We start from the raw sequence: 18,707 nt of genomic DNA, 5'->3' as shown, positions 1-18,707 counted from the left end.
GTATAAATTAAAAACAGCTATGCGTAAATATTTATTTTTATTAGTAGGAATCTTCTTTTTTGCAGGTATCAGCCATGCAGATAATAAGGTGTTTACAACAGATGTGAATGCTCTTCCTCAAGTTAGCAGACAATTCCTGACTGCTCATTTTAATGATGTCAAGATCTCCCATATCAGTATTGAAAAAAACTGGTACGGAATCAAAGATTATGATGTAATACTGACGGATGGTACGGAAGTGGAGTTTTTTAAATCCGGTGAATGGAAAGAAGTGAGCCGAAAAAATACGCCGGTGCCACCTGCTATTGTTTTATCCCCCATAGCCGAATACGTAAAAACTAATTTCTCGGATAATTATATCGTTGCTATAGAGAAAGATGGAAGAAAGTATGAAGTTAAATTAAATAATGGGATCGAACTTGATTTTGATCTTGGAGGCCGTTTTAGGAGAATCGATTATTAATTCATTAGTTCATTAAAAAAAGAATTTATTATGAAAGCAAAATTGTTTATGTTATTGTTTGCCTTTAGCGCAATCGTACTTGTTAGTTGTAGTGATGATGACGATTATATGCCAGATCAAATAATCGTTAATGCTTTAGAGAAAAAATATCCTGATGCTCAGAAAATTTCGTGGGAAAAGAAGCAGGAGTATAAAGTTGCCGAGTTTATTCAGAACAGTAAAGAAAAGGAGGCTTGGTTTAATGCTTCGGGAGAATGGATGATGACAGAAACGGATATTTTATTTGCGGAATTGCCCGAGCTAATACGGAATCATTTTGCCACGACTAAATATGCAACCTGGCGTGTTGACGATGTAGATATGATTGAACGATATAATACGGCAACAATTTACATCATTGAAGTGGAAGAAGGCAAAAATGAAGTGGACTTGTATTACACAGAAGACGGGGTATTGATCAAGGAAGTGGTTGAAAATAACGGACAACCTCATTATCCATTAGTGATAACGGAGTCTATTGATAAATTTATTGCTGAAAAATATGAAGGAGCTAAGATTCTGGAATATGATAAAGAGAAACTGGGTATTGAGGTAGATATCTTACATGAAGGAGTTTATAAAGATGTTTACTTTACCGTAGAGGGTGAATGGACGCGTACAGAATGGGACGTACGTAGGGGTGACGTTCCTTCAGTTGTGTTGAATGCCATTAAAGCGGAATATCCCGGCTATGAGATAGATGATATTGAACTACACGAAACTCCTGACGGTTTGTTTTACGCTTTTGAACTGGAAAAAGGAGAACAAGAAATAGAAGTATTAGTCTCTATTAGTGGCAGTATCGTAAAACAGTAATTTTTTCTACTTGAAACGTGAGGACTCCCAGGTGAATAATCTGGGAGTTTCTTTTATATATGGGGTAAGCTTTTCGCGATCCTCTTTATTTAAATAGAGAGGTGTCGTATAAGTTGCCGTCAAAGTCAGATTGTCCGGATTCAGATTGTATTGTATCAACTCTATATCTAAACGGGAAATAATGTCCTTGTATGCATCCGTTGTTTTATCCACATCTTCTTTTAAATACCAGTCAGCCGTTACGGGCGTAAACAATTCGTCAGAGGCAAGAGGTTTCCATTCAGTAGTGAAGAATGCTATTCTGCTATCGGCAACGGGAGCATTTACAGTAGTCACTACACAAATGATATTTGTATTATTGATAAGAGGAAGGAGTTTCATCTCGATTGTACTTCGTTCTGTTGACTGAAGAAGCATATAGTTTTCCGTTAGTTTCAGCAAGGTAGATGTTCCTTCCATTGTGTTTTTCAGAGAAGCTGTCTTTCCTGTATTATATAAGTCAATTAAATCCTTTCTCCAGGCACTTTCCAAATGAGGAACATATTCGTCCGGCATACCCGAAAATAATGTAGCCATGTTCTGAGCATTAACCGAAGGCGTAAAAACGAAGAATAAGAGAATACTAAGGAGGATATAACGCTTCATATTTTCAATTTTTGTGATCATATAAATTTACGATTTAAATTACAGCTAATCTTTCAAATTCACTTTCTGCCATTTCTATAGCATCTTCAATCGTTCCGCTGTTTTCTTTTACAATGTGTACTATTTCATCGATGAACGTGTCGAAAGGCGTTTGTTCCACAACATCCTTGAACTTGTTATATTCATCTTCCGTGAAAGAAATCAATCTGATTAAATCGTCTTTCATATTATTGCTGTTTATTTAAAAGTACAAATATAGAAAAGAGGTTGGTACTATTCCCTTTTTATCATTTAATAATCCTTTATCTTATCTTGAACCGATATAAAGGAATATCATACCGAGTAAAACAAGAAATAGATCTAATGCTTTGCTCTTCAGGTTTTTTTCTTTGAAGAATAAGGCGCCGGCAAGGAATGTTACTAAAACATTGCTTCTCCTGATCATAGCTACGATAGAGATCATAGAATCGGGATCGCTTAATGCATAGAAATAAATCCAGTCTGCCAACACGAGGAAAACAGAAATGAAAATAATATTCCAATGCCAGACAAAAGGCGTGGTTTTCTTACGTCTTGGATACCATAAGAATAAGAGGATGAAGGTCATGATAATACACTGGTAAACATTGAACCAAACCTGAACAGTCATAACATCCAAACTTTTCATCAGATGTTTGTCGTACAAACCACTGATCGCACCCAATAGTATGGATAGTATGGTGAAAAATATCCATTTGTTGTTACCAAAGCGGATGCCTTCTTTTCTTCCTGAAGTAGAAAGAAGATAGAAGGAAGCTATTGATAGCAATACCCCAACCCATTGATAAATATTCAATCTTTCTCCGAAAATAAGCATAGCGCCCAAGAGAGTAACTACAGGTTGTGTTGCTTTTATGGGGCCTGTAATGGTTATTGGAAGATGCTTTACTGCGAAATAACCGAATATCCAGGAGGAAAGAACTATGACGGCTTTCAGTAATACGGCCATGTGTGTTTCAAACGGTACATGCGGTACATAAAACAAGGTGCCGTCTAAAACCGGAGTGCAGTATGAAAGAAAAATAAAGGGAACAAACAGCAGACTGCTTACTAATGTATTAATGAACAAAACGGGGATAACCGCATTGTTATCCAACGATAATTTCTTGTTTACCTCATAACATCCAAGTAAGAAAGCCGAGATAAACGCTAAACCTAACCACATATATTCTTATTTATCAACCTTAAATAATCTGTCCGGATATTCAACGTTGACCAGGAACAATGCTTGTCCCGGCACTGATGTTCCGGCTTTATTTCTATCTTTTGCCTCAATAACGTTACGAAACCCATCGATTGTCATTTTCCCCCGTCCGACTTCTAATAATGTACCCACTATAGCCCGTACCATATTTCTGAGAAAACGATCTGCCTGTATTGTAAACTTCCACAAATTGCCTTCTTGTGTCCATTCGGCATGTATAACATGACAATTGTTTGTTTTGACATCTGTATGTAGTTTGCTGAAGCTTGTAAAATCTTTGTAATCATATAAAACCCGGCAGGCTTCATTCATCGCTTTAAAGTCTAATTCTCCATGAACCTTATAAGAAAAGTCGAAGTTGAAAGGGTCTTTTACTGTTGTAATATAATAATTATAGGTGCGCGAGATCGCATCAAAACGAGCATGTGCATCAGCGATTACAGGAACAATCCTGTGTACGGCAATTTCTTTTGGTAACAGACGATTTAACTTTTCAGTAAGGAATGCAAGGTCTTGTACCGTTTCCGACGTGTCGAAATGTGCAATCATCATTCGGGCATGTACGCCTGCATCTGTTCTTCCTGCTCCGACAATGGGTATCGGGCAGCGAAACAAGGTTGTCAGAGCTTCCTCGATACATTGTTGCACGGTAATGCCGTTTGGCTGTACCTGCCATCCGCAGAAAGGTTTCCCGTTGTATCCTAAATAAATAAAATAACGATTCACATTCAATGAGTTGTTGTAACGGTACAAAGTTACACTTTTTGAACCATAATTCCCCCTGTGTTTTATTCCTTTATGATACCTTTGCCTTTTTAATAGTTAAACAATTGCCATGAAAAAATCAATTTTTATTCTAATTCTGCTTTTGCCAATCTCTTACCTGTATTCTAAGGAAGCACCAAATGAGAACGACCGGGTATATTGGAGCAATTTATTATATCGTATGTCCGCGCCGGTACTAAGCCTGATGAGCGAAGGTAAATTACAAAAAGAAATGAAGGTAGAGGTTAGTCCTGCCTGGGATGGACGTGATATACGGGTGACTTATATGGAAGCGTTTGGACGGTTGATGACCGGTCTTGCTCCCTGGTTATCCCTTCCTGATGATAATACTCCGGAGGGGAAACAGCGCAAACAATTACGTGAATGGGCTCTGAAGAGTTATGCCCATGCGGTAGATCCATCAAGTCCTGACTATTTGCTTTGGAGAAAAGAAGGACAGCCTCTTGTTGATGCGGCATTCATTGCAGAAAGTTTTCTTCGCGCTTACGATCAGTTGTGGATTCCTTTAGACAAAGAGACCAAGCAGCGCTATATGGAAGAATTTAAATTGCTCAGACGTGTGGATCCTCCTTATTCAAACTGGCTTTTGTTTTCTTCCACAATAGAATGTTTTTTACTGAAGGCAGGGGCTGATGCTGATAATTACCGGATAAGTTCTGCTTTACGTAAAATCGAAGAATGGTATGTCGGTGATGGCTGGTATTCCGATGGACCTCATTTTGCGTTTGACTATTATAATAGCTATGTCATACAACCGATGTACCTGGAATGTCTTGCTGTGATGTTAGATAAAAAGAAGATAACCCCCGAACGATATGAGATTGCTCTTAAACGAACGCAAAAATATGGACAGATCCTGGAGCGTTTTATTTCTCCCGAAGGAACATTTCCCGCGTTTGGACGTTCAATACCCTATCGTTTAGCCGTCTTTCAACCCCTTGCTTTATTAGCGTGGAAAGAACAACTACCTAAGGAGTTAACCAACGGTCAAGTCCGTGCTGCCATGACTGCTGCCATGAAGCGAATGTTTAATCATGAAGGAAATTTTAATGAAAAGGATTTCCTGACGATTGGTTTTGTGGGACAACAACCCAATGTGTCGGACTCATATACTAATAACGGTAGCCTCTATCTTACATCCGTAGCGTTTTTACCACTTGGACTTCCTGCCGATCATCCTTTCTGGACAGATTCCGCTGCCGATTGGACGCAGAAAAAGGCCTGGAGCGGTCAGGATTTTCCCAAAGACCATGCAATAAGAGAATAAAAACAAAGGGTATCCGATAGATTTCGGATACCCTTTGTATATTTAATCACTTCATAAAGAAGTGGAGTAGGCTTATAGCTTGTTAGCAGAACCTAATACGTTTTCAATTTTGTGTTTGTACAACTTCTTCATGTTGTCGCGAGCCGGACCTAAATACTTACGTGGGTCAAACTCAGCAGGCTTGTTAGCAAATGTTTCGCGGATAGCAGCTGTCATAGCTAAACGGCTGTCAGAGTCGATATTGATCTTACAAACAGCAGAAGCGGCAGCTTTACGCAATTGTTCTTCAGGAATACCGATTGCATCTTTCAATGCGCCACCGTATTTGTTGATCGTAGCAACTTCTTCCTGAGGAACTGAAGATGCACCGTGCAATACGATTGGGAATCCCGGAAGTTCTTTTTCACAACCTTCCAATACGTCAAAACGCAATGGAGGAGGAACTAAAACACCGTTAGCGTCACGAGTACATTGTTCCGGAGTAAACTTGTTAGCTCCGTGAGAAGTACCGATTGAGATAGCCAAAGAGTCGCAACCTGTTTTAGTCACAAAGTCAACTACTTCTTCCGGTTTAGTATAAGTATGATGTTCTGCTGATACTTCATCTTCCACACCAGCAAGGATACCTAATTCTCCTTCTACGGTAACGTCGAATTGATGAGCGTATTCTACAACTTTCTTAGTCAAAGCTACGTTTTCGTCATAAGGAAGGTGAGAACCGTCGATCATAACAGAAGAAAATCCCATATCAATACAGCTCTTGCAAGTTTCAAAAGAATCACCGTGATCCAAGTGAAGCACGATCTGAGGATTTTTGCAACCTAATTCTTTAGCATACTGAACTGCTCCTTCTGCCATGTAGCGAAGAAGAGTCTGGTTAGCATATTGGCGTGCTCCTTTAGAAACCTGAAGGATGACCGGAGAATTAGTTTCGGCAGCAGCCTGGATGATTGCCTGAAGCTGTTCCATGTTGTTGAAGTTAAAAGCAGGGATAGCATATCCGCCTTTAACTGCTTTCGCGAACATTTCTTTTGTGTTCACCAAGCCTAATTGTTTGTAACTTAGCATTGTTATATGTATTATTACGTTATTGATTAAAAACTTGTACAAATATATAAATATTGCACATACCATATGCTATTAAACATACTAAAATAACACAAAACTCTATTATGAATGAAAAAATACTATCCTTTTCTTTGTTTCTTCATGTTGAATGGCTACCTTTGCAAGCCAATTTACCGGTTACCAACTGTATAAGTAATAAAATAATTAAATCAAGATAAAAGCAATGAAACAAGGTATTCATCCTGAAAACTATCGTCCGGTTGTATTTAAAGATATGTCAAATGACGATGTATTTATCACGCGTTCAACTATTAACGCAAAAGAAACAATTGAATTAGACGGTGTAACTTATCCGTTAGTAAAAGTGGAAATCTCAAACACTTCACATCCATTCTATACTGGTAAATCTACATTGGTAGATACTGCAGGACGTGTTGACAAGTTCATGAGCCGCTACGGTAACCGTAACAAGAAATAATCTAACACTCTTTAGAGTGGGAGAAAAAACGGGGTTGTTCGATAAGTCGAACAACCCCGTTTTTTTCTATCGTACATTTTGCAATTTACATTTATAGTATTTGATGAAAAAATATAAAGGATATAATTGGAAAAATATCCTTTATTTTTCCAATTATATCCTTTATATTTTCAGGGGCGTATTATTGTTGATTTTCAACAGATAAAAAACGGCCGTTTTTCGATAATCAACCCTTGAACCAACTGTAAAAAGTCCCTTTTTGCAATTTTATCCCCCTATTTGAAGTGTCTGTAGGGCGTTAATTTTTGATAAAAAAGACTTTTTTCGGAGGATTCAACCTTGTTTTTGTTCAATTATAAACGCCTTTTTGAGTGCTTTTTCAGGTATTCTTATAGATCTTTTATCTTTAAAATATTATAGGATATGTCCTTATCATACACATCACTTCCTTCTATTTTTTTAATGTAATTGACCACACGGATTGTCATAGGAAGGATGATAACTTCATACAATGATTTAAGAACAGCTTGTGTTGCAATCATGACAAATAGTTCTCTTGTCGGTACTAATCCATAAAAAGCAATTGGAAAGAAGATTATGGAATCTATACTTTCTCCCGCCAGAGTGGATAATATTGCACGGGCAGAAAAATTCTTCCCTTTAGATGCAAGCTTCATCTTGCTCATGACGTAGGCATTGATAAAAGAACCGGCCAAAAACGCGATTAAGCTGGCTGCGGCAATACGCGGTGCAAGGCCAAATACGAAATTAAAAGCCTCTTCTCCTTCCCAGAACGGAGCATTAGGAAGTAGAATGGCAATCTGGGCAAATGCGATCAGAAGAAAGTTACAAGCGAATCCACTCCAGATAATAAGGCGTGCTTTTTTAAACCCCCATACTTCGGCAATACAGTCATTAATAATGTAAGAAATAGGGAACACGATTAAACCGGCAGTTGTGGTAATGCCGAAAAGTTGGATCACTTTAGTCTCTAAAAGATTTGCTGACAGCAGGCATACATTAAACAGAATGCCCAGCAACATGAAAGGTACTGATACTTTTGTTTGCATAAATTCTTGTTTTTAACGAGGTGTTCAAGCACTCGGGACTGCAAAGGTAGGAAAAGAATCCGTTTTTTGTGGTTTCATATATGTAGAAAAACGACCTGATTGATAATAATCATAAAGGGAAAGGCCGTAAAAACTTTAAAAAGTATCTGCCTTATAAATAGAATATGGTACTTTTGTGGAGGCAAAAAGATTTTAATGATTGAAATAGTTGAAAATGGAAGAGTTCAGTTTTGAGTCACGGTTGCTTCATACTCCTTATGAAAAACCGGATGCTTACAACTCGTTGGCTATGCCGGTTTATAACTCGGCGGCTTTCGAATTTGAGACTGCGGAAGCGATGGAAGCAGCCTTTGTGGGACGTTCAGCGGAGCATACGTATTCGCGGATAACAAACCCGACAGTACAGTATTTTGAAACCAGAGTGCGCGAGATTACCGGTGCGGTCGGTGTTACGGCGTTAAACTCTGGGATGGCAGCCATCAGTAATGTTATGATGACGATCGGATATGCAGGAGGCAATATTGTAACTTCTTCTCATTTATTTGGTAATACGTATTCTTTGTTCAAAATGACATTGGCGGCTTTTGGTGTAGAAGTCCGTTTTTGTGATCTTACTGATTCGGAAGCTGTTCGCAAGCAAATCGATGGGAATACATTTGCGCTTTTTTTAGAGGTGATTACGAATCCTCAGTTGGAAGTTGCTGACCTGAAACAACTTTCTGTAATAGCAAAAGAGGCTGGTGTGCCTTTGATTGCCGATACTACGGTGGTGCCTTTTTCTGCTTTTCAGGCGAATAAGTTTGGGGTGAATATCGAAGTGGTTTCATCTACGAAGTATATTTCAGGGGGAGCAACAAGTGTAGGCGGTCTGATTGTTGACTACGGAACGTTTGACTGGTCGCGGTCGCCTGTTTTGTCTTCGTTGGCAAAACAGTTTGGGCTCAATGCTTTTTCTGTACGTATGCGTAAAGAAATTCACCGGAATATGGGAGCATACATGACCCCGCAAGTGGCGTATATGCAGACTTTAGGTTTGGAAACGATGTCTCTTCGTTTTGAACGGCAGGCTTCTACTTGTCTGGAACTGGCAAAACGTTTGCAGGAGTCAGATAAAGTGGAATCGGTTAATTATACAGGGCTTACGGATAATCCTTTTTATGAGTTAAGCAAAATGCAATTCGGGCCTCTTCCGGGAGCTATGCTCACTTTCGATTTGTCTTCCAAAGAAGCCTGTTTTTCATTTATGAACCGGCTGAAGCTGATTTGCCGTGCAACGAATCTTTTCGATAACAAATCGTTGGTTATACATCCCGCAAGTACTATCTTCGGTACTTTTAGTGAAGAACAGCGTGTCAGTATGGACGTAAGCCAGAAAACGATTCGTCTCTCGGTTGGTCTGGAAGAAGCTGACGATCTTTTTAATGATATAAAACAAGCACTCTATTCGTAAGCTATGAAGACAATCATACTTGCAGATAACCAGGATATTACTAAAGCCGGAATCTTATATCTCTGTGATAAGATTTCCGGCTATAGCCAGATTGTAGAAGCAGACACGCGCGACGCGTTATTGAAAACAATGGAAAAATATCCAGACTCTGTAGTGATGTTGGATTATAGTCTCTTTGATCTGAATAGTATAGAGGAACTATTTATTATACAGGAACGTTTTAAGAAAGCCCAGTGGGTGTTGTTTTGTGAATACCTCAGTGATGATTTTATTCGCAGAATCGTGTTTAGCAGTGAGGCCTTTGGAGTGGTGTTGAAAGATGCTTCATTAGAAGAGATTCAAGCATCAATACTTTATGCCCTGCGTTCGGAACGTTATGTGTGCAACCGCATTTCCAATATGTTATTGAACCGTAAAATAGAGCATGAACCAAAAGAACAACCTGTATTAACGGCAACAGAAATAGAGATATTGAAAGCGATTGCTTTAGGAAAAACAACGAAAGAAATTGCAGCAGAACGTTTTTCAAGTGTGCATACCATTACTACGCATCGAAAGAATATTTTCCGAAAACTGGAAGTAAATAATATCCACGAAGCAACAAAATATGCGCTTCGGGCTGGTATTGTTGATTCTGCCGAATACTATATCTGATTTTTTATTTCTCCTTCAATAGTAAATCCGGTCTTAGCCTGGCCGTACGTTCATGAGCCTGCTGAAGTCTCCATTCGTCAATCTTGAGTTGATGTCCCGAAAGGAGTACATCCGGAACTTTCCATCCGTTATAGTCGGCCGGACGAGTATATACGGGAGGAGCTAATAAATTATCCTGAAAGGAATCCGAAAGTGCGCTTTGTTCGTCGCCAATAGCGCCTGGTAACAAACGCACAATGGCATCTGCCATAATAGCGGCGGCTAATTCACCACCTGTTAATACATAGTCGCCAACAGAAATCTCTTTTGTGATCAGATGCTCGCGAATACGATAATCCACGCCTTTATAATGTCCGCAAAGGATAATCAGATTGTTCGTCAGCGACAGGTTGTTTGCCATCGGTTGATTAAACGTTTCCCCGTCCGGCGAGGTATAGATTACCTCATCATATGTCCGTTCGGCCTTTAGCGCACGAATCGCTTTGTCCACCGGCTCAACCTGTATTACCATTCCCGCTTCACCACCAAAAGGATAATCATCCACTCGTCTCCATTTATTCGTAGTATAATCACGCAGATTATGTAAATGAATTTCGGCCAGCCCTTTATCCTGTGCCCGTTTGAGGATGGAGCAATTGATCATTCCATCTATCATTTCCGGTAAAACCGTGAGTATATCGATTCGCATACGTAACTATTTAGCAGATTTGCCTGCAAAGGTACTATTTTCAGAGCGATATAATCACGTGTATTTTTTAACTGTAAAAAAAATCTTGTTACCTTTGACGGTTAATTTAAGAAAGCTCCGTAAAAAAACTTTTTAAGCAATGAATATATCATACAATTGGCTGAAAGAATACCTTGATTTTAACCTTCAGCCGGAAGAGGTGGCAGCAGCTTTGACTTCTATCGGTTTAGAAACCGGAGGAGTGGAAGAAGTACAAACCATAAAAGGTGGATTAGAAGGTCTTGTCATCGGAGAAGTCCTGACTTGTGTAGATCATCCCAATTCCGACCATTTACATATCACAACAGTTAATGTGGGAGGCGAGGAGCCTCTTCAGATAGTCTGTGGTGCTCCTAACGTGGCCGCAGGACAAAAAGTCGTCGTGGCAGTAAATGGAACAAAATTGTATAGCGGAGAAGAAAGTTTTACGATTAAGAAATCCAAGATACGTGGTGTAGAATCCAACGGTATGATCTGTGCTGAAGACGAAATCGGAATAGGTACGAGTCATGATGGAATTATAGTTCTTCCATCCGATGTGGTCGTTGGTATGCCGGCAAAAGAATATTATAATGTAAAGAGCGATTATGTGCTCGAAGTAGATATTACGCCTAATCGTGTGGATGCTACTTCCCACTTTGGAGTAGCCCGTGATTTGGCAGCGTATCTGAAACAGAATAACCGGCCAGGTGTCTTAACCCGTCCTTCAGTAGATGCTTTTGAAATAGAAGATCCGACATCAGGTGTTGAGGTTATTGTGGAAAACACAGAAGCCTGTCCGCGCTATTCAGGAGTAACAATACGAAGTGTCTCTGTAAAAGAAAGTCCGGATTGGTTAAAAAACAAATTGAAGACAATCGGTTTGCGTCCTATTAATAATGTAGTAGATATCACAAACTTCGTTTTGCATGAAATAGGCCAACCTTTACATGCTTTTGACGTAGCCGGAATAAAGGGAAATAAGGTTGTCGTGAAAACTCAACCCGAGGGGACGAAATTCGTCACTTTAGATGGAGTGGAACGTACCCTTACCGAACGTGATTTGATGATCTGCAGTACAGAAGAAGCTATGTGTATTGGAGGGGTGTTTGGAGGCTTAGACTCTGGAGTTACCGAAAAAACAACGGACGTATTCCTGGAATCAGCTAATTTTAATGCCAGCTGGATACGTAAAACAGCACGTCGTTTCGGTTTGAATACAGATGCTTCCTTCCGTTATGAAAGAGGACTTGATCCGAATGTGACAATTTATGCACTAAAGAGAGCTGCTCTTCTGATTAAAGAATTGGCCGGAGGTATCATCGCTGGCCCGCTTCAGGATGTATATCCCGAACCTGCTAAGCCATACACGGTTGATTTGTCGCATTCTAAAGTAAATAGTTTGATAGGCAAAGAGATTCCTGCAGATACGATCCGTAGTATTTTGGATAGCTTGGAAATGAAAGTTGTTGCAGAAACATCAGACAGTTGGACGTTGGAAGTTCCTTTGTATCGCATTGATGTGCAACGTGACGTAGATGTGATTGAAGATATTCTGCGTATTTACGGCTATAATAATATAGAATTCAGTGACAGTGTTAAATCTAATCTGAGTTATAAAACGGATACGGATAAAAGCTATGATCTGCAAAATCTGATCTCAGAACAACTTTGCGGAGCCGGCTTTAACGAGATATTGAATAATTCGCTTACTCGTTCTGCTTATTATGAAAATTTATCGACCTATCCCGAAGCCTGCTGTGTTAAGTTGGAAAATCCTTTAAGTGCAGACTTGAATGTGATGCGCCAGACTTTATTGTTCGGAGGCTTGGAAAGTGTGGAGCATAATATTAAACGCAAAAATGAAAACCTGAAATTCTTTGAATTCGGTAATTGCTATACATATGATGTTGAAAAGAAAAAAGAAGGAGAGAGTCTGGCCGAATTTAAAGAAGATTATCGTCTTGGCTTGTGGCTGACAGGTAGTCGTGTAGAACATAGTTGGGCGCATCCCGATGAAAAGTCAACCGTATATGAGTTGAAAGCCTATGTTGAGAATATTCTGATTCGTCTTGGCGTTAATCCGAAAAGTGTAATTTTCGGCAATTTAAGCAATGATATTTATTCAGCAGGTTTAAGTATAACGACACGTTCAGGAAGACAATTAGGGACATTTGGTGTTGTTGATCGCAAATTAGCGAAGACTCTTGACCTGGATGCAGAAGTGTATTTCGCAGAAATATCCTGGACTTTGTTGATGAAAGAGATTCGCAAGAATAAAGTTACTTTCTCCGAAATATCTAAATTCCCCGGAGTAAAACGTGATTTGGCTTTATTAATCGATAACTCAATTCGTTTCGAAGAAATAGAAAAGATTGCTTTTGATAGTGAGCGTAAATTGCTGAAGAATGTAACATTATTTGATGTGTATGAAGGAAAAAATCTTGCTGCAGGAAAGAAATCATATGCTGTAAGTTTCTTCTTGCAAGATGAAGGGAAAACATTAAATGATAAACAAATCGATTCTATAATGAATAAGATTCGTACCAATCTGGAGCAAAAAATAAATGCGCAATTAAGATAATAAATCATATAACTAAATAAATAAGATGGGAAGAGCATTTGAATATCGCAAAGCTACTAAGCTGAAGCGCTGGGGAAACATGGCACGTGTATTTACCAAATTAGGTAAACAAATTACAATAGCTGTAAAAGAAGGTGGCCCTGACCCGGATACAAATCCTCGTCTTCGCGTTTTGGCGCAGCAGGCAAAGAAAGAAAATATGCCTAAAGAAAACGTCGAACGTGCGATCAAGAAGGCAACTTCTAAAGATTTTACAGACTATAAAGAAATGAATTATGAAGGATACGGTCCTTTTGGTATTGCGATCTTTGTAGAAACAGCAACAGATAATACAACGAGAACCGTAGCTAATGTGCGCAGTTATTTCAATAAACATGGCGGTTCATTGGGCACTTCTGGAAGTCTGGAATTCTTGTTTGATCACAAATGTGTATTTCATGTTGTAAAGAAAGAGGGAGTATCATTGGAGGATTTAGAACTCGAATTGATTGATTTCGGAGTTGATGAAGTAGAAGAAGACGAAGGAGATATCATTCTTTATGGTGAGTTCTCTCAGAATTCTGCTATTCAGAAATACTTAGAAGAGAACGGATTTGAAATCAATAGTGCTGAGTTTGTTCGTATTCCTAATGATGTCAAGGATGTTACACCAGATCAACGTGAGACACTGAATAAATTGCTCGATAAATTAGAAGAGGATGAAGATGTTCAGAACGTTTTTCATAATATGAAAATGGAAGAAGAGGAGTAACCGACAACTTTTCAGAGTATAAAAAAACAGAGTAATTACGCAATTGTAGTTGCTCTGTTTTTTATTAATAGTGTGCTTGTAAAAACTAAAAGGCCGACTAACCAATAGCCAGCCTTTCAAAACTCAGAACTTCTGTTCAATAAGAGAGAGAATATTCAACTTCCTGCTTAGAGACAGAGAAGTTTTCCTTATTTACTATTTTTTCTAAAACAAGTTGTCCTGTCCGTTTTGCACTTTCCTCACTTGGAAAAGGCATTACCGTGTCAATGGCGGGAATGTTTGGTTGACTTATAAGAATCTTTTTATTCAATAAGATATTATATCCCCAACCTTCATCGGTTTTAAATGTTTGTAATTCGAATTTACTATTCTCCTCTTTCTCTCTTTCATCATATCCTATCAACAGCAAGGCCGAGAGAGCGAGGAGAATTGTAATACTTAATAATAATATCTTGACCTTAATATTCATCGTCATCATATTCGTATGGGTGAAGTTCCCATATGTCGTCAAATTGATACGTGCTGCTTTTTCCTGTCGCGATATATCCTCTTGTTCCGTTAGAAAATGATACCGTAGCTGAACGAGCCGTACCTTTAAATTTGGCTACATTTTCCCATAAATCCGTGCTTGGCATGTATTTCCAGCTATCACTTCTCACACTACCGCTTTCTCCACAAGAAATGTAAGCGGCTCCGTCAATAACAAAGGCTACTCCGTATTTTCTGACAATACTATAATCGTCATCATAATCATCATCCGATGTATCCGCTATATCTCGTAACTGAGTCCATTTAGCAGAAGACTGATCGTACTTCCAGAAATCAGATATATATTCACCATTATTTTCTCCACAACACACATAAGCGATATTGTCTATAACGAAAGAAGTTGCGCCTCTTCGTTTGGAGCCTCCAATACTTACGATCTGTTCCCAGGTATTTGTACTTGGAGTATAGGCATAAAAGTCTTTCAGATAATTCCCATCATAACCTGAGCCCAGATATCCTTTTCCGGGTAGCCCGAAGCCTACCGCATCATATCTTGCAGAGCCGGGGAAAGGAGCTTTCTCTTCCCATGAGTTTGTTGACGGGTCATATTCCCAGAAGTCATTATATTTGTCTGTTCCATCATAACCTGTTCCCAGATATCCTTTGTCGTCAATAGTGATAGCTACGGCTGCGTCACGCGGGTTACCGGGAAAATTCGCTTTCTGTGTCCAGAAATCCTGATCCATATCATATTCCCAAAGGTCGGACATCCACGTTTTACCACCATCGAAACCGCAGACCAAATAGCCTTTATTCCCTATAGTAAAGGAAGAGGCGAATCCGCGTGCAAGTCCGTCGAAGTCGGAAACTCTATACCATGTACCAATTAGATCATCATCATCATCATCTCCGCAAGAACATACAACTACTGGTAATAACAGTATAAGAGATAGAATTAAGTTTTTCATTTTCACCATATCATTTCATTTTTGAAGCAAAAAAACCGGATGTTCCTGTCTTTGCAAAATATAATCGGTCAAGTAACCTATCTATCCGGTGAATGGAGTTATGGCTCAGATAAAATAAAAATGGAAACAAAATACTATGTCAACCTTGAAAAGTAGGAGGTTTAAAGAAAAAACGACCTGTTCTACAGGTTTGGTTTGTGAAAAGAAACAGAAAAAAGGTTCTTTGTGAGAAAAAGAACGGAAATAATGCCCAAGAAAAGTTTTGTGTTTTGCTTTTTGTCACTTATCGTAACACTTACTTCCTGCTATGATGAGGCAAATACATATGGTCAGCAATTGGTTGACTCTGCTTTTAGAAATGTTAGTGTTGACTCATGTACGGTTACTGTTACGGCAGTACAAATGGACTCAATAGAAACTTCCGGTCAGTCAACCGCTTTAATTGGTAAATATACGCATGAAGATTGGGGAACGGCCATTGCACATACTTACATTCCTTATAATCGTCCGACTTATTCGACGGATATAACAGAGACCGTAATTATGGATTCACTGATCTTAAGACTTAAACATAATGGATACTTTATTGGAGACACGATGAAGTATCAAAAATTTACGGTACACAGACTAACCGAAACGATTGTTCTGAATGATAATGGCTATTTGTATAATACTTCTACCGTTAGTTATGATCCTGAAATATTAGGAGAATGCTCTTTCAGACCGAAACCGAATAGTCAGGAAACAGTAGAAATCAGGTTGTCTGACGAATTAGGACAAGATCTGTTGACTCGTTTCCATACGAGAGACGATGCCGTGTCAGCAGATTATTTTGAGAACTATTTCAAAGGAATTGTTATCCTTCCCGATGAACAGACCAGTGAAAACCTTCAGGCTTTTTCAGTTTCGGATTCTCTTGGCGCAATAGAACTACATTATCACATTCTTAAAGCAGAAGAAAATGCTGAGATTCTACAGTTTACTCCAAACACGACAACGCAGTTTAATCATATCGATCACGATAGGTCTGGTTCCTTATTGAGTAATCATGCCCTAAGTGAAATAGAAATTCCTTCTGAAAAGTTGGATAATAAAGGGCTGATATTCGGAGGGCTTGGATGGTATTCCCGATTGGAATTTCCTTATCTGAATGACTTGATGCAACAAGGCGAACAAATTGATGTTGAGGCGGCTGTGTTGAAGATTTATCCTGAAAAAGGAAGTTATTCGGATTTTAATTTATTACCCGATAGTATTTATCTGTATATCGCTGACGAAAAGAATGTTGTTGTTGATGCGGTTACGGATTATCTTGGAACAGAAGTACAACGTGGTACACTCGTCAAAGATGATGTGTTTTTTGAAGATACATATTATTCCTTTGACCTCTCAACCTTTATAAAAGAGGAAATGGGTGCTACCGGAAGAAACAAACATAATCTGCAGCTTGTGTTTACGAATGATTACTACACAAAGACATTCAGAAATCTAACATTTGAAAATAAAGAGGGGAAATCCCCTATAAATCTTCAAATAACCTATAAAATATATGAAAGTTATTAACGGTATATGCCTTTTGATGATAGGTGCGGTTACGTCTGTTTCCGCACAAAATGTGATGACTTCTTCTCCTTATTCTATGTTTGGCATAGGAGAAATCAGTACCGGTATTTATGGATCTAATGTTGGTATGGGAAGTGTGGCATACGGGATGCGTGGCAAGGCTTTATTAAATATTGATAATCCTGCAGCATTAACAGGTTTAGACAGTATCAGATTAATTGCCGAAACTTCCGGGTTTTTAAAAAATGAATATATAAGCTCTAACGGAGCTTCCAATCGAACGTTTACAGGCAATGTATCTTCATTTACCATGGGAAGTCGTATTGTGCCTTTCTGGTATTTAGCTGTTGGATTAAAACCTTATAGTTCTATGGGGTATTATTTTAAAAGCGAACAACCGTTGGAAGGAGCTCCGGGAAGTTATTATGAAAGTACGTTTGAAGGGAGTGGAGGACTGTCAAAGCTACACTTGTCTAATGCTTTCTCTCTTCCATACGGCTTTTCGGTGGGGATAAACACCAGTTATATTTTTGGTAATTTGAATCAATCGGAAACGCAAAGCAGTACCTCCGTGTCTCAAACGCAGTACGTACAACAATTTTACGCTGATTTCGGAGCGCAATACCAACGTCGCCTAAGTAAAAATCATACATTGACTTTAGGTGCGGTTTATGGATATAAACAGAAGATAAAATTAGACGGAACCAAGCTCATAACCACAAGCCTGTCAGAAACGGAAAGCTCCGTGAAGAATACAACTCAATATCTGCCGGCATTTTACGGAATAGGAGCGGCGTTGCAATACAAAAAACTTACACATGCTCTTGATTACACGTTTCAGGAATATAGTGTTTTAACTTCAACCGATAGTCGTATTAAATTCCGGGATACTCACGAACTTCGTTATGGTATAAGCTATGATCCCGAAGGTTTCTCTTCCGAACCGTTTTGGAAAAGAACATCGTACAAAGCGGGTCTATCAGTAGGCACTCCTTATATGAAAGTAAAAGGAAATAGTGGAATCGACTGGCGGGCTACCTTAGGACTCGGATTTCCTGTCAATGCCGGAAGAATTACGACATCGTTTTACTACGAGCAAATGAATTTGAATAATAATGCTCTGAGCCGTCGCGTATTTGGATTTGTAATATCCTATACTTTGAGCGAACGGCTTTTCAGAGTGAAGTTATAATCAATAATATAATTCTATTCCTGCAACATTAGTTGCTTCATCAGACAAGGGAGATAAGAGTCGCTGATAGGTATTAGCGACTCACCGATACGGATACGTTTGCGTTCGATGTAATTAATGTGTGATATAGCTACAATATATGATCTGTGCACGCGACAGAAACCTTTAGTAGCCAGCGTTTCTTCAAATTTTCTCAGACTAACCTGAGACAATAAAGGTTTGCCGTTTGTCCGGTGAATCTTTACATAGTCGCCATACCCTTCAAGATAAATTATCTCTTCCCTTAGAATACGGATAATCCGGCTTCCTTCTTTTACAAAGAAGACTTGTTCGTTCTGCTCCTTCTGTAATACGCCTTGTACTTCCGCAAGTGTCTTGTCTAATTTTTCAAAATACCCCATTAACGTATCTAATGTTGAGGCATCTCCATCGAAAGTGATACATTTAAGCATAATCGTTCTGAATTTTATTTACA

At 38.9% G+C, this 18,707-nt stretch carries 20 protein-coding genes; 10 read left to right on the top strand and 10 right to left on the bottom strand.

The genetic code is table 11. The features are described from left to right. The first annotated feature begins 19 nt into the window (after nucleotides 1-19). Together PHT93_RS03205 and PHT93_RS03200 are read left to right on the top strand one after the other, a co-directional pair. The gene (locus PHT93_RS03205) at nucleotides 20-463 is read left to right on the top strand and encodes a PepSY-like domain-containing protein (protein ID WP_300239373.1); all 444 of its coding nucleotides are present in this window, start codon (nucleotides 20-22) and stop codon (nucleotides 461-463) included. 30 nt (nucleotides 464-493) lie between these two features. Beyond that, nucleotides 494-1,318, top strand: a complete 825-nt coding sequence (locus PHT93_RS03200) for a PepSY-like domain-containing protein (RefSeq protein ID WP_300239371.1) — start codon at nucleotides 494-496, stop codon at nucleotides 1,316-1,318. 6 nt (nucleotides 1,319-1,324) lie between these two features. Here PHT93_RS03200 and PHT93_RS03195 read toward each other — a convergent pair whose 3' ends face one another. The 4 genes from PHT93_RS03195 to truA all read right to left on the bottom strand — a co-directional run bounded on the left by PHT93_RS03195 (nucleotide 1,325) and on the right by truA (nucleotide 3,932). After that, nucleotides 1,325-1,963: a DUF3256 family protein gene (locus PHT93_RS03195; RefSeq protein ID WP_363318616.1), complete on the bottom strand. Its 639-nt coding sequence runs from the start codon at nucleotides 1,961-1,963 to the stop codon at nucleotides 1,325-1,327. Between the two features lie 34 nt (nucleotides 1,964-1,997). Beyond that, nucleotides 1,998-2,189, bottom strand: a complete 192-nt coding sequence (locus PHT93_RS03190; RefSeq protein ID WP_300239367.1) for a hypothetical protein — start codon at nucleotides 2,187-2,189, stop codon at nucleotides 1,998-2,000. 81 nt (nucleotides 2,190-2,270) lie between these two features. Further along, a complete protein-coding gene (locus PHT93_RS03185) occupies nucleotides 2,271-3,167 on the bottom strand; it encodes a DMT family transporter (protein WP_300239364.1) in 897 nt (298 codons plus the stop codon). A gap of 6 nt (nucleotides 3,168-3,173) precedes the next feature. After that, nucleotides 3,174-3,932, bottom strand: a complete 759-nt coding sequence (gene truA, locus PHT93_RS03180) for a tRNA pseudouridine(38-40) synthase TruA (protein ID WP_363318615.1) — start codon at nucleotides 3,930-3,932, stop codon at nucleotides 3,174-3,176. 109 nt (nucleotides 3,933-4,041) lie between these two features. Between truA and PHT93_RS03175 the strand changes: the two genes are divergently transcribed. After that, complete coding sequence (locus tag PHT93_RS03175) at nucleotides 4,042-5,259, top strand: DUF2264 domain-containing protein (protein WP_300239359.1); 1,218 nt, start codon at nucleotides 4,042-4,044, stop codon at nucleotides 5,257-5,259. Between the two features lie 72 nt (nucleotides 5,260-5,331). Here the strand turns inward: PHT93_RS03175 and PHT93_RS03170 are convergent, their stop codons facing one another. Further along, complete coding sequence (locus tag PHT93_RS03170; RefSeq protein WP_300239357.1) at nucleotides 5,332-6,327, bottom strand: class II fructose-bisphosphate aldolase; 996 nt, start codon at nucleotides 6,325-6,327, stop codon at nucleotides 5,332-5,334. A 223-nt stretch (nucleotides 6,328-6,550) separates the two neighbouring features. Here PHT93_RS03170 and PHT93_RS03165 point away from each other — a divergent pair, with 223 nt between their 5' ends. After that, nucleotides 6,551-6,805, top strand: a complete 255-nt coding sequence (locus PHT93_RS03165; protein WP_300239355.1) for a type B 50S ribosomal protein L31 — start codon at nucleotides 6,551-6,553, stop codon at nucleotides 6,803-6,805. Nucleotides 6,806-7,194: 389 nt separating this feature from the next. Here the strand turns inward: PHT93_RS03165 and PHT93_RS03160 are convergent, their stop codons facing one another. Further along, nucleotides 7,195-7,875 (bottom strand): queuosine precursor transporter, encoded by a 681-nt coding sequence (locus PHT93_RS03160; protein ID WP_300239353.1) that lies wholly within the window; start codon nucleotides 7,873-7,875, stop codon nucleotides 7,195-7,197. A 214-nt stretch (nucleotides 7,876-8,089) separates the two neighbouring features. Between PHT93_RS03160 and PHT93_RS03155 the strand changes: the two genes are divergently transcribed. Both PHT93_RS03155 and PHT93_RS03150 read left to right on the top strand, forming a co-directional pair. Then, entirely contained in the window at nucleotides 8,090-9,325 is a 1,236-nt protein-coding gene (locus tag PHT93_RS03155) for a PLP-dependent transferase (protein ID WP_300239350.1), read from the top strand. 3 nt (nucleotides 9,326-9,328) lie between these two features. Beyond that, on the top strand, nucleotides 9,329-9,979 hold the full coding sequence (locus tag PHT93_RS03150) for a response regulator transcription factor (protein ID WP_300239347.1): 651 nt from the start codon (nucleotides 9,329-9,331) through the stop codon (nucleotides 9,977-9,979). Nucleotides 9,980-9,983: 4 nt separating this feature from the next. On the opposite strand, the gene trmD is transcribed toward PHT93_RS03150, so the two are convergent. Then, nucleotides 9,984-10,667, bottom strand: a complete 684-nt coding sequence (gene trmD / locus PHT93_RS03145; protein WP_300239345.1) for a tRNA (guanosine(37)-N1)-methyltransferase TrmD — start codon at nucleotides 10,665-10,667, stop codon at nucleotides 9,984-9,986. A gap of 139 nt (nucleotides 10,668-10,806) precedes the next feature. On the opposite strand from trmD, the gene pheT reads away from it, so the two are divergent. Next, nucleotides 10,807-13,269, top strand: coding sequence for a phenylalanine--tRNA ligase subunit beta (gene pheT / locus PHT93_RS03140; protein ID WP_300239343.1), 2,463 nt, complete (start codon nucleotides 10,807-10,809; stop codon nucleotides 13,267-13,269). 25 nt (nucleotides 13,270-13,294) lie between these two features. Then, nucleotides 13,295-14,020 carry a YebC/PmpR family DNA-binding transcriptional regulator gene (locus PHT93_RS03135; RefSeq protein ID WP_300239340.1) on the top strand — a complete coding sequence of 242 codons (726 nt, stop codon included), beginning with the start codon at nucleotides 13,295-13,297 and terminating at the stop codon, nucleotides 14,018-14,020. Nucleotides 14,021-14,156: 136 nt separating this feature from the next. Here PHT93_RS03135 and PHT93_RS03130 read toward each other — a convergent pair whose 3' ends face one another. After that, complete coding sequence (locus PHT93_RS03130) at nucleotides 14,157-14,498, bottom strand: DUF4907 domain-containing protein (protein WP_300239337.1); 342 nt, start codon at nucleotides 14,496-14,498, stop codon at nucleotides 14,157-14,159. Beyond that, nucleotides 14,479-15,483, bottom strand: a complete 1,005-nt coding sequence (locus tag PHT93_RS03125; protein ID WP_300239416.1) for a kelch repeat-containing protein — start codon at nucleotides 15,481-15,483, stop codon at nucleotides 14,479-14,481. The genes PHT93_RS03130 and PHT93_RS03125 overlap by 20 nt, the downstream gene beginning before the upstream one ends. Nucleotides 15,484-15,723: 240 nt before the next feature. On the opposite strand from PHT93_RS03125, the gene PHT93_RS03120 reads away from it, so the two are divergent. Both PHT93_RS03120 and PHT93_RS03115 read left to right on the top strand, forming a co-directional pair. Next, nucleotides 15,724-17,040 carry a DUF4270 family protein gene (locus PHT93_RS03120; protein ID WP_300239335.1) on the top strand — a complete coding sequence of 439 codons (1,317 nt, stop codon included), beginning with the start codon at nucleotides 15,724-15,726 and terminating at the stop codon, nucleotides 17,038-17,040. Continuing rightward, nucleotides 17,027-18,232 carry a hypothetical protein gene (locus PHT93_RS03115; protein WP_300239333.1) on the top strand — a complete coding sequence of 402 codons (1,206 nt, stop codon included), beginning with the start codon at nucleotides 17,027-17,029 and terminating at the stop codon, nucleotides 18,230-18,232. The genes PHT93_RS03120 and PHT93_RS03115 overlap by 14 nt, the downstream gene beginning before the upstream one ends. A gap of 14 nt (nucleotides 18,233-18,246) precedes the next feature. Here PHT93_RS03115 and PHT93_RS03110 read toward each other — a convergent pair whose 3' ends face one another. Beyond that, entirely contained in the window at nucleotides 18,247-18,684 is a 438-nt protein-coding gene (locus PHT93_RS03110) for a LytTR family DNA-binding domain-containing protein (protein WP_300239330.1), read from the bottom strand. Nucleotides 18,685-18,707: the final 23 nt, after the last annotated feature.

Source organism: Massilibacteroides sp. (assembly GCF_028705895.1).
In the GTDB taxonomy this organism is placed as follows: Bacteria; Bacteroidota; Bacteroidia; order Bacteroidales; family Tannerellaceae; genus Massilibacteroides.
This window is presented reverse-complemented; position numbering and strand designations above follow the sequence as displayed.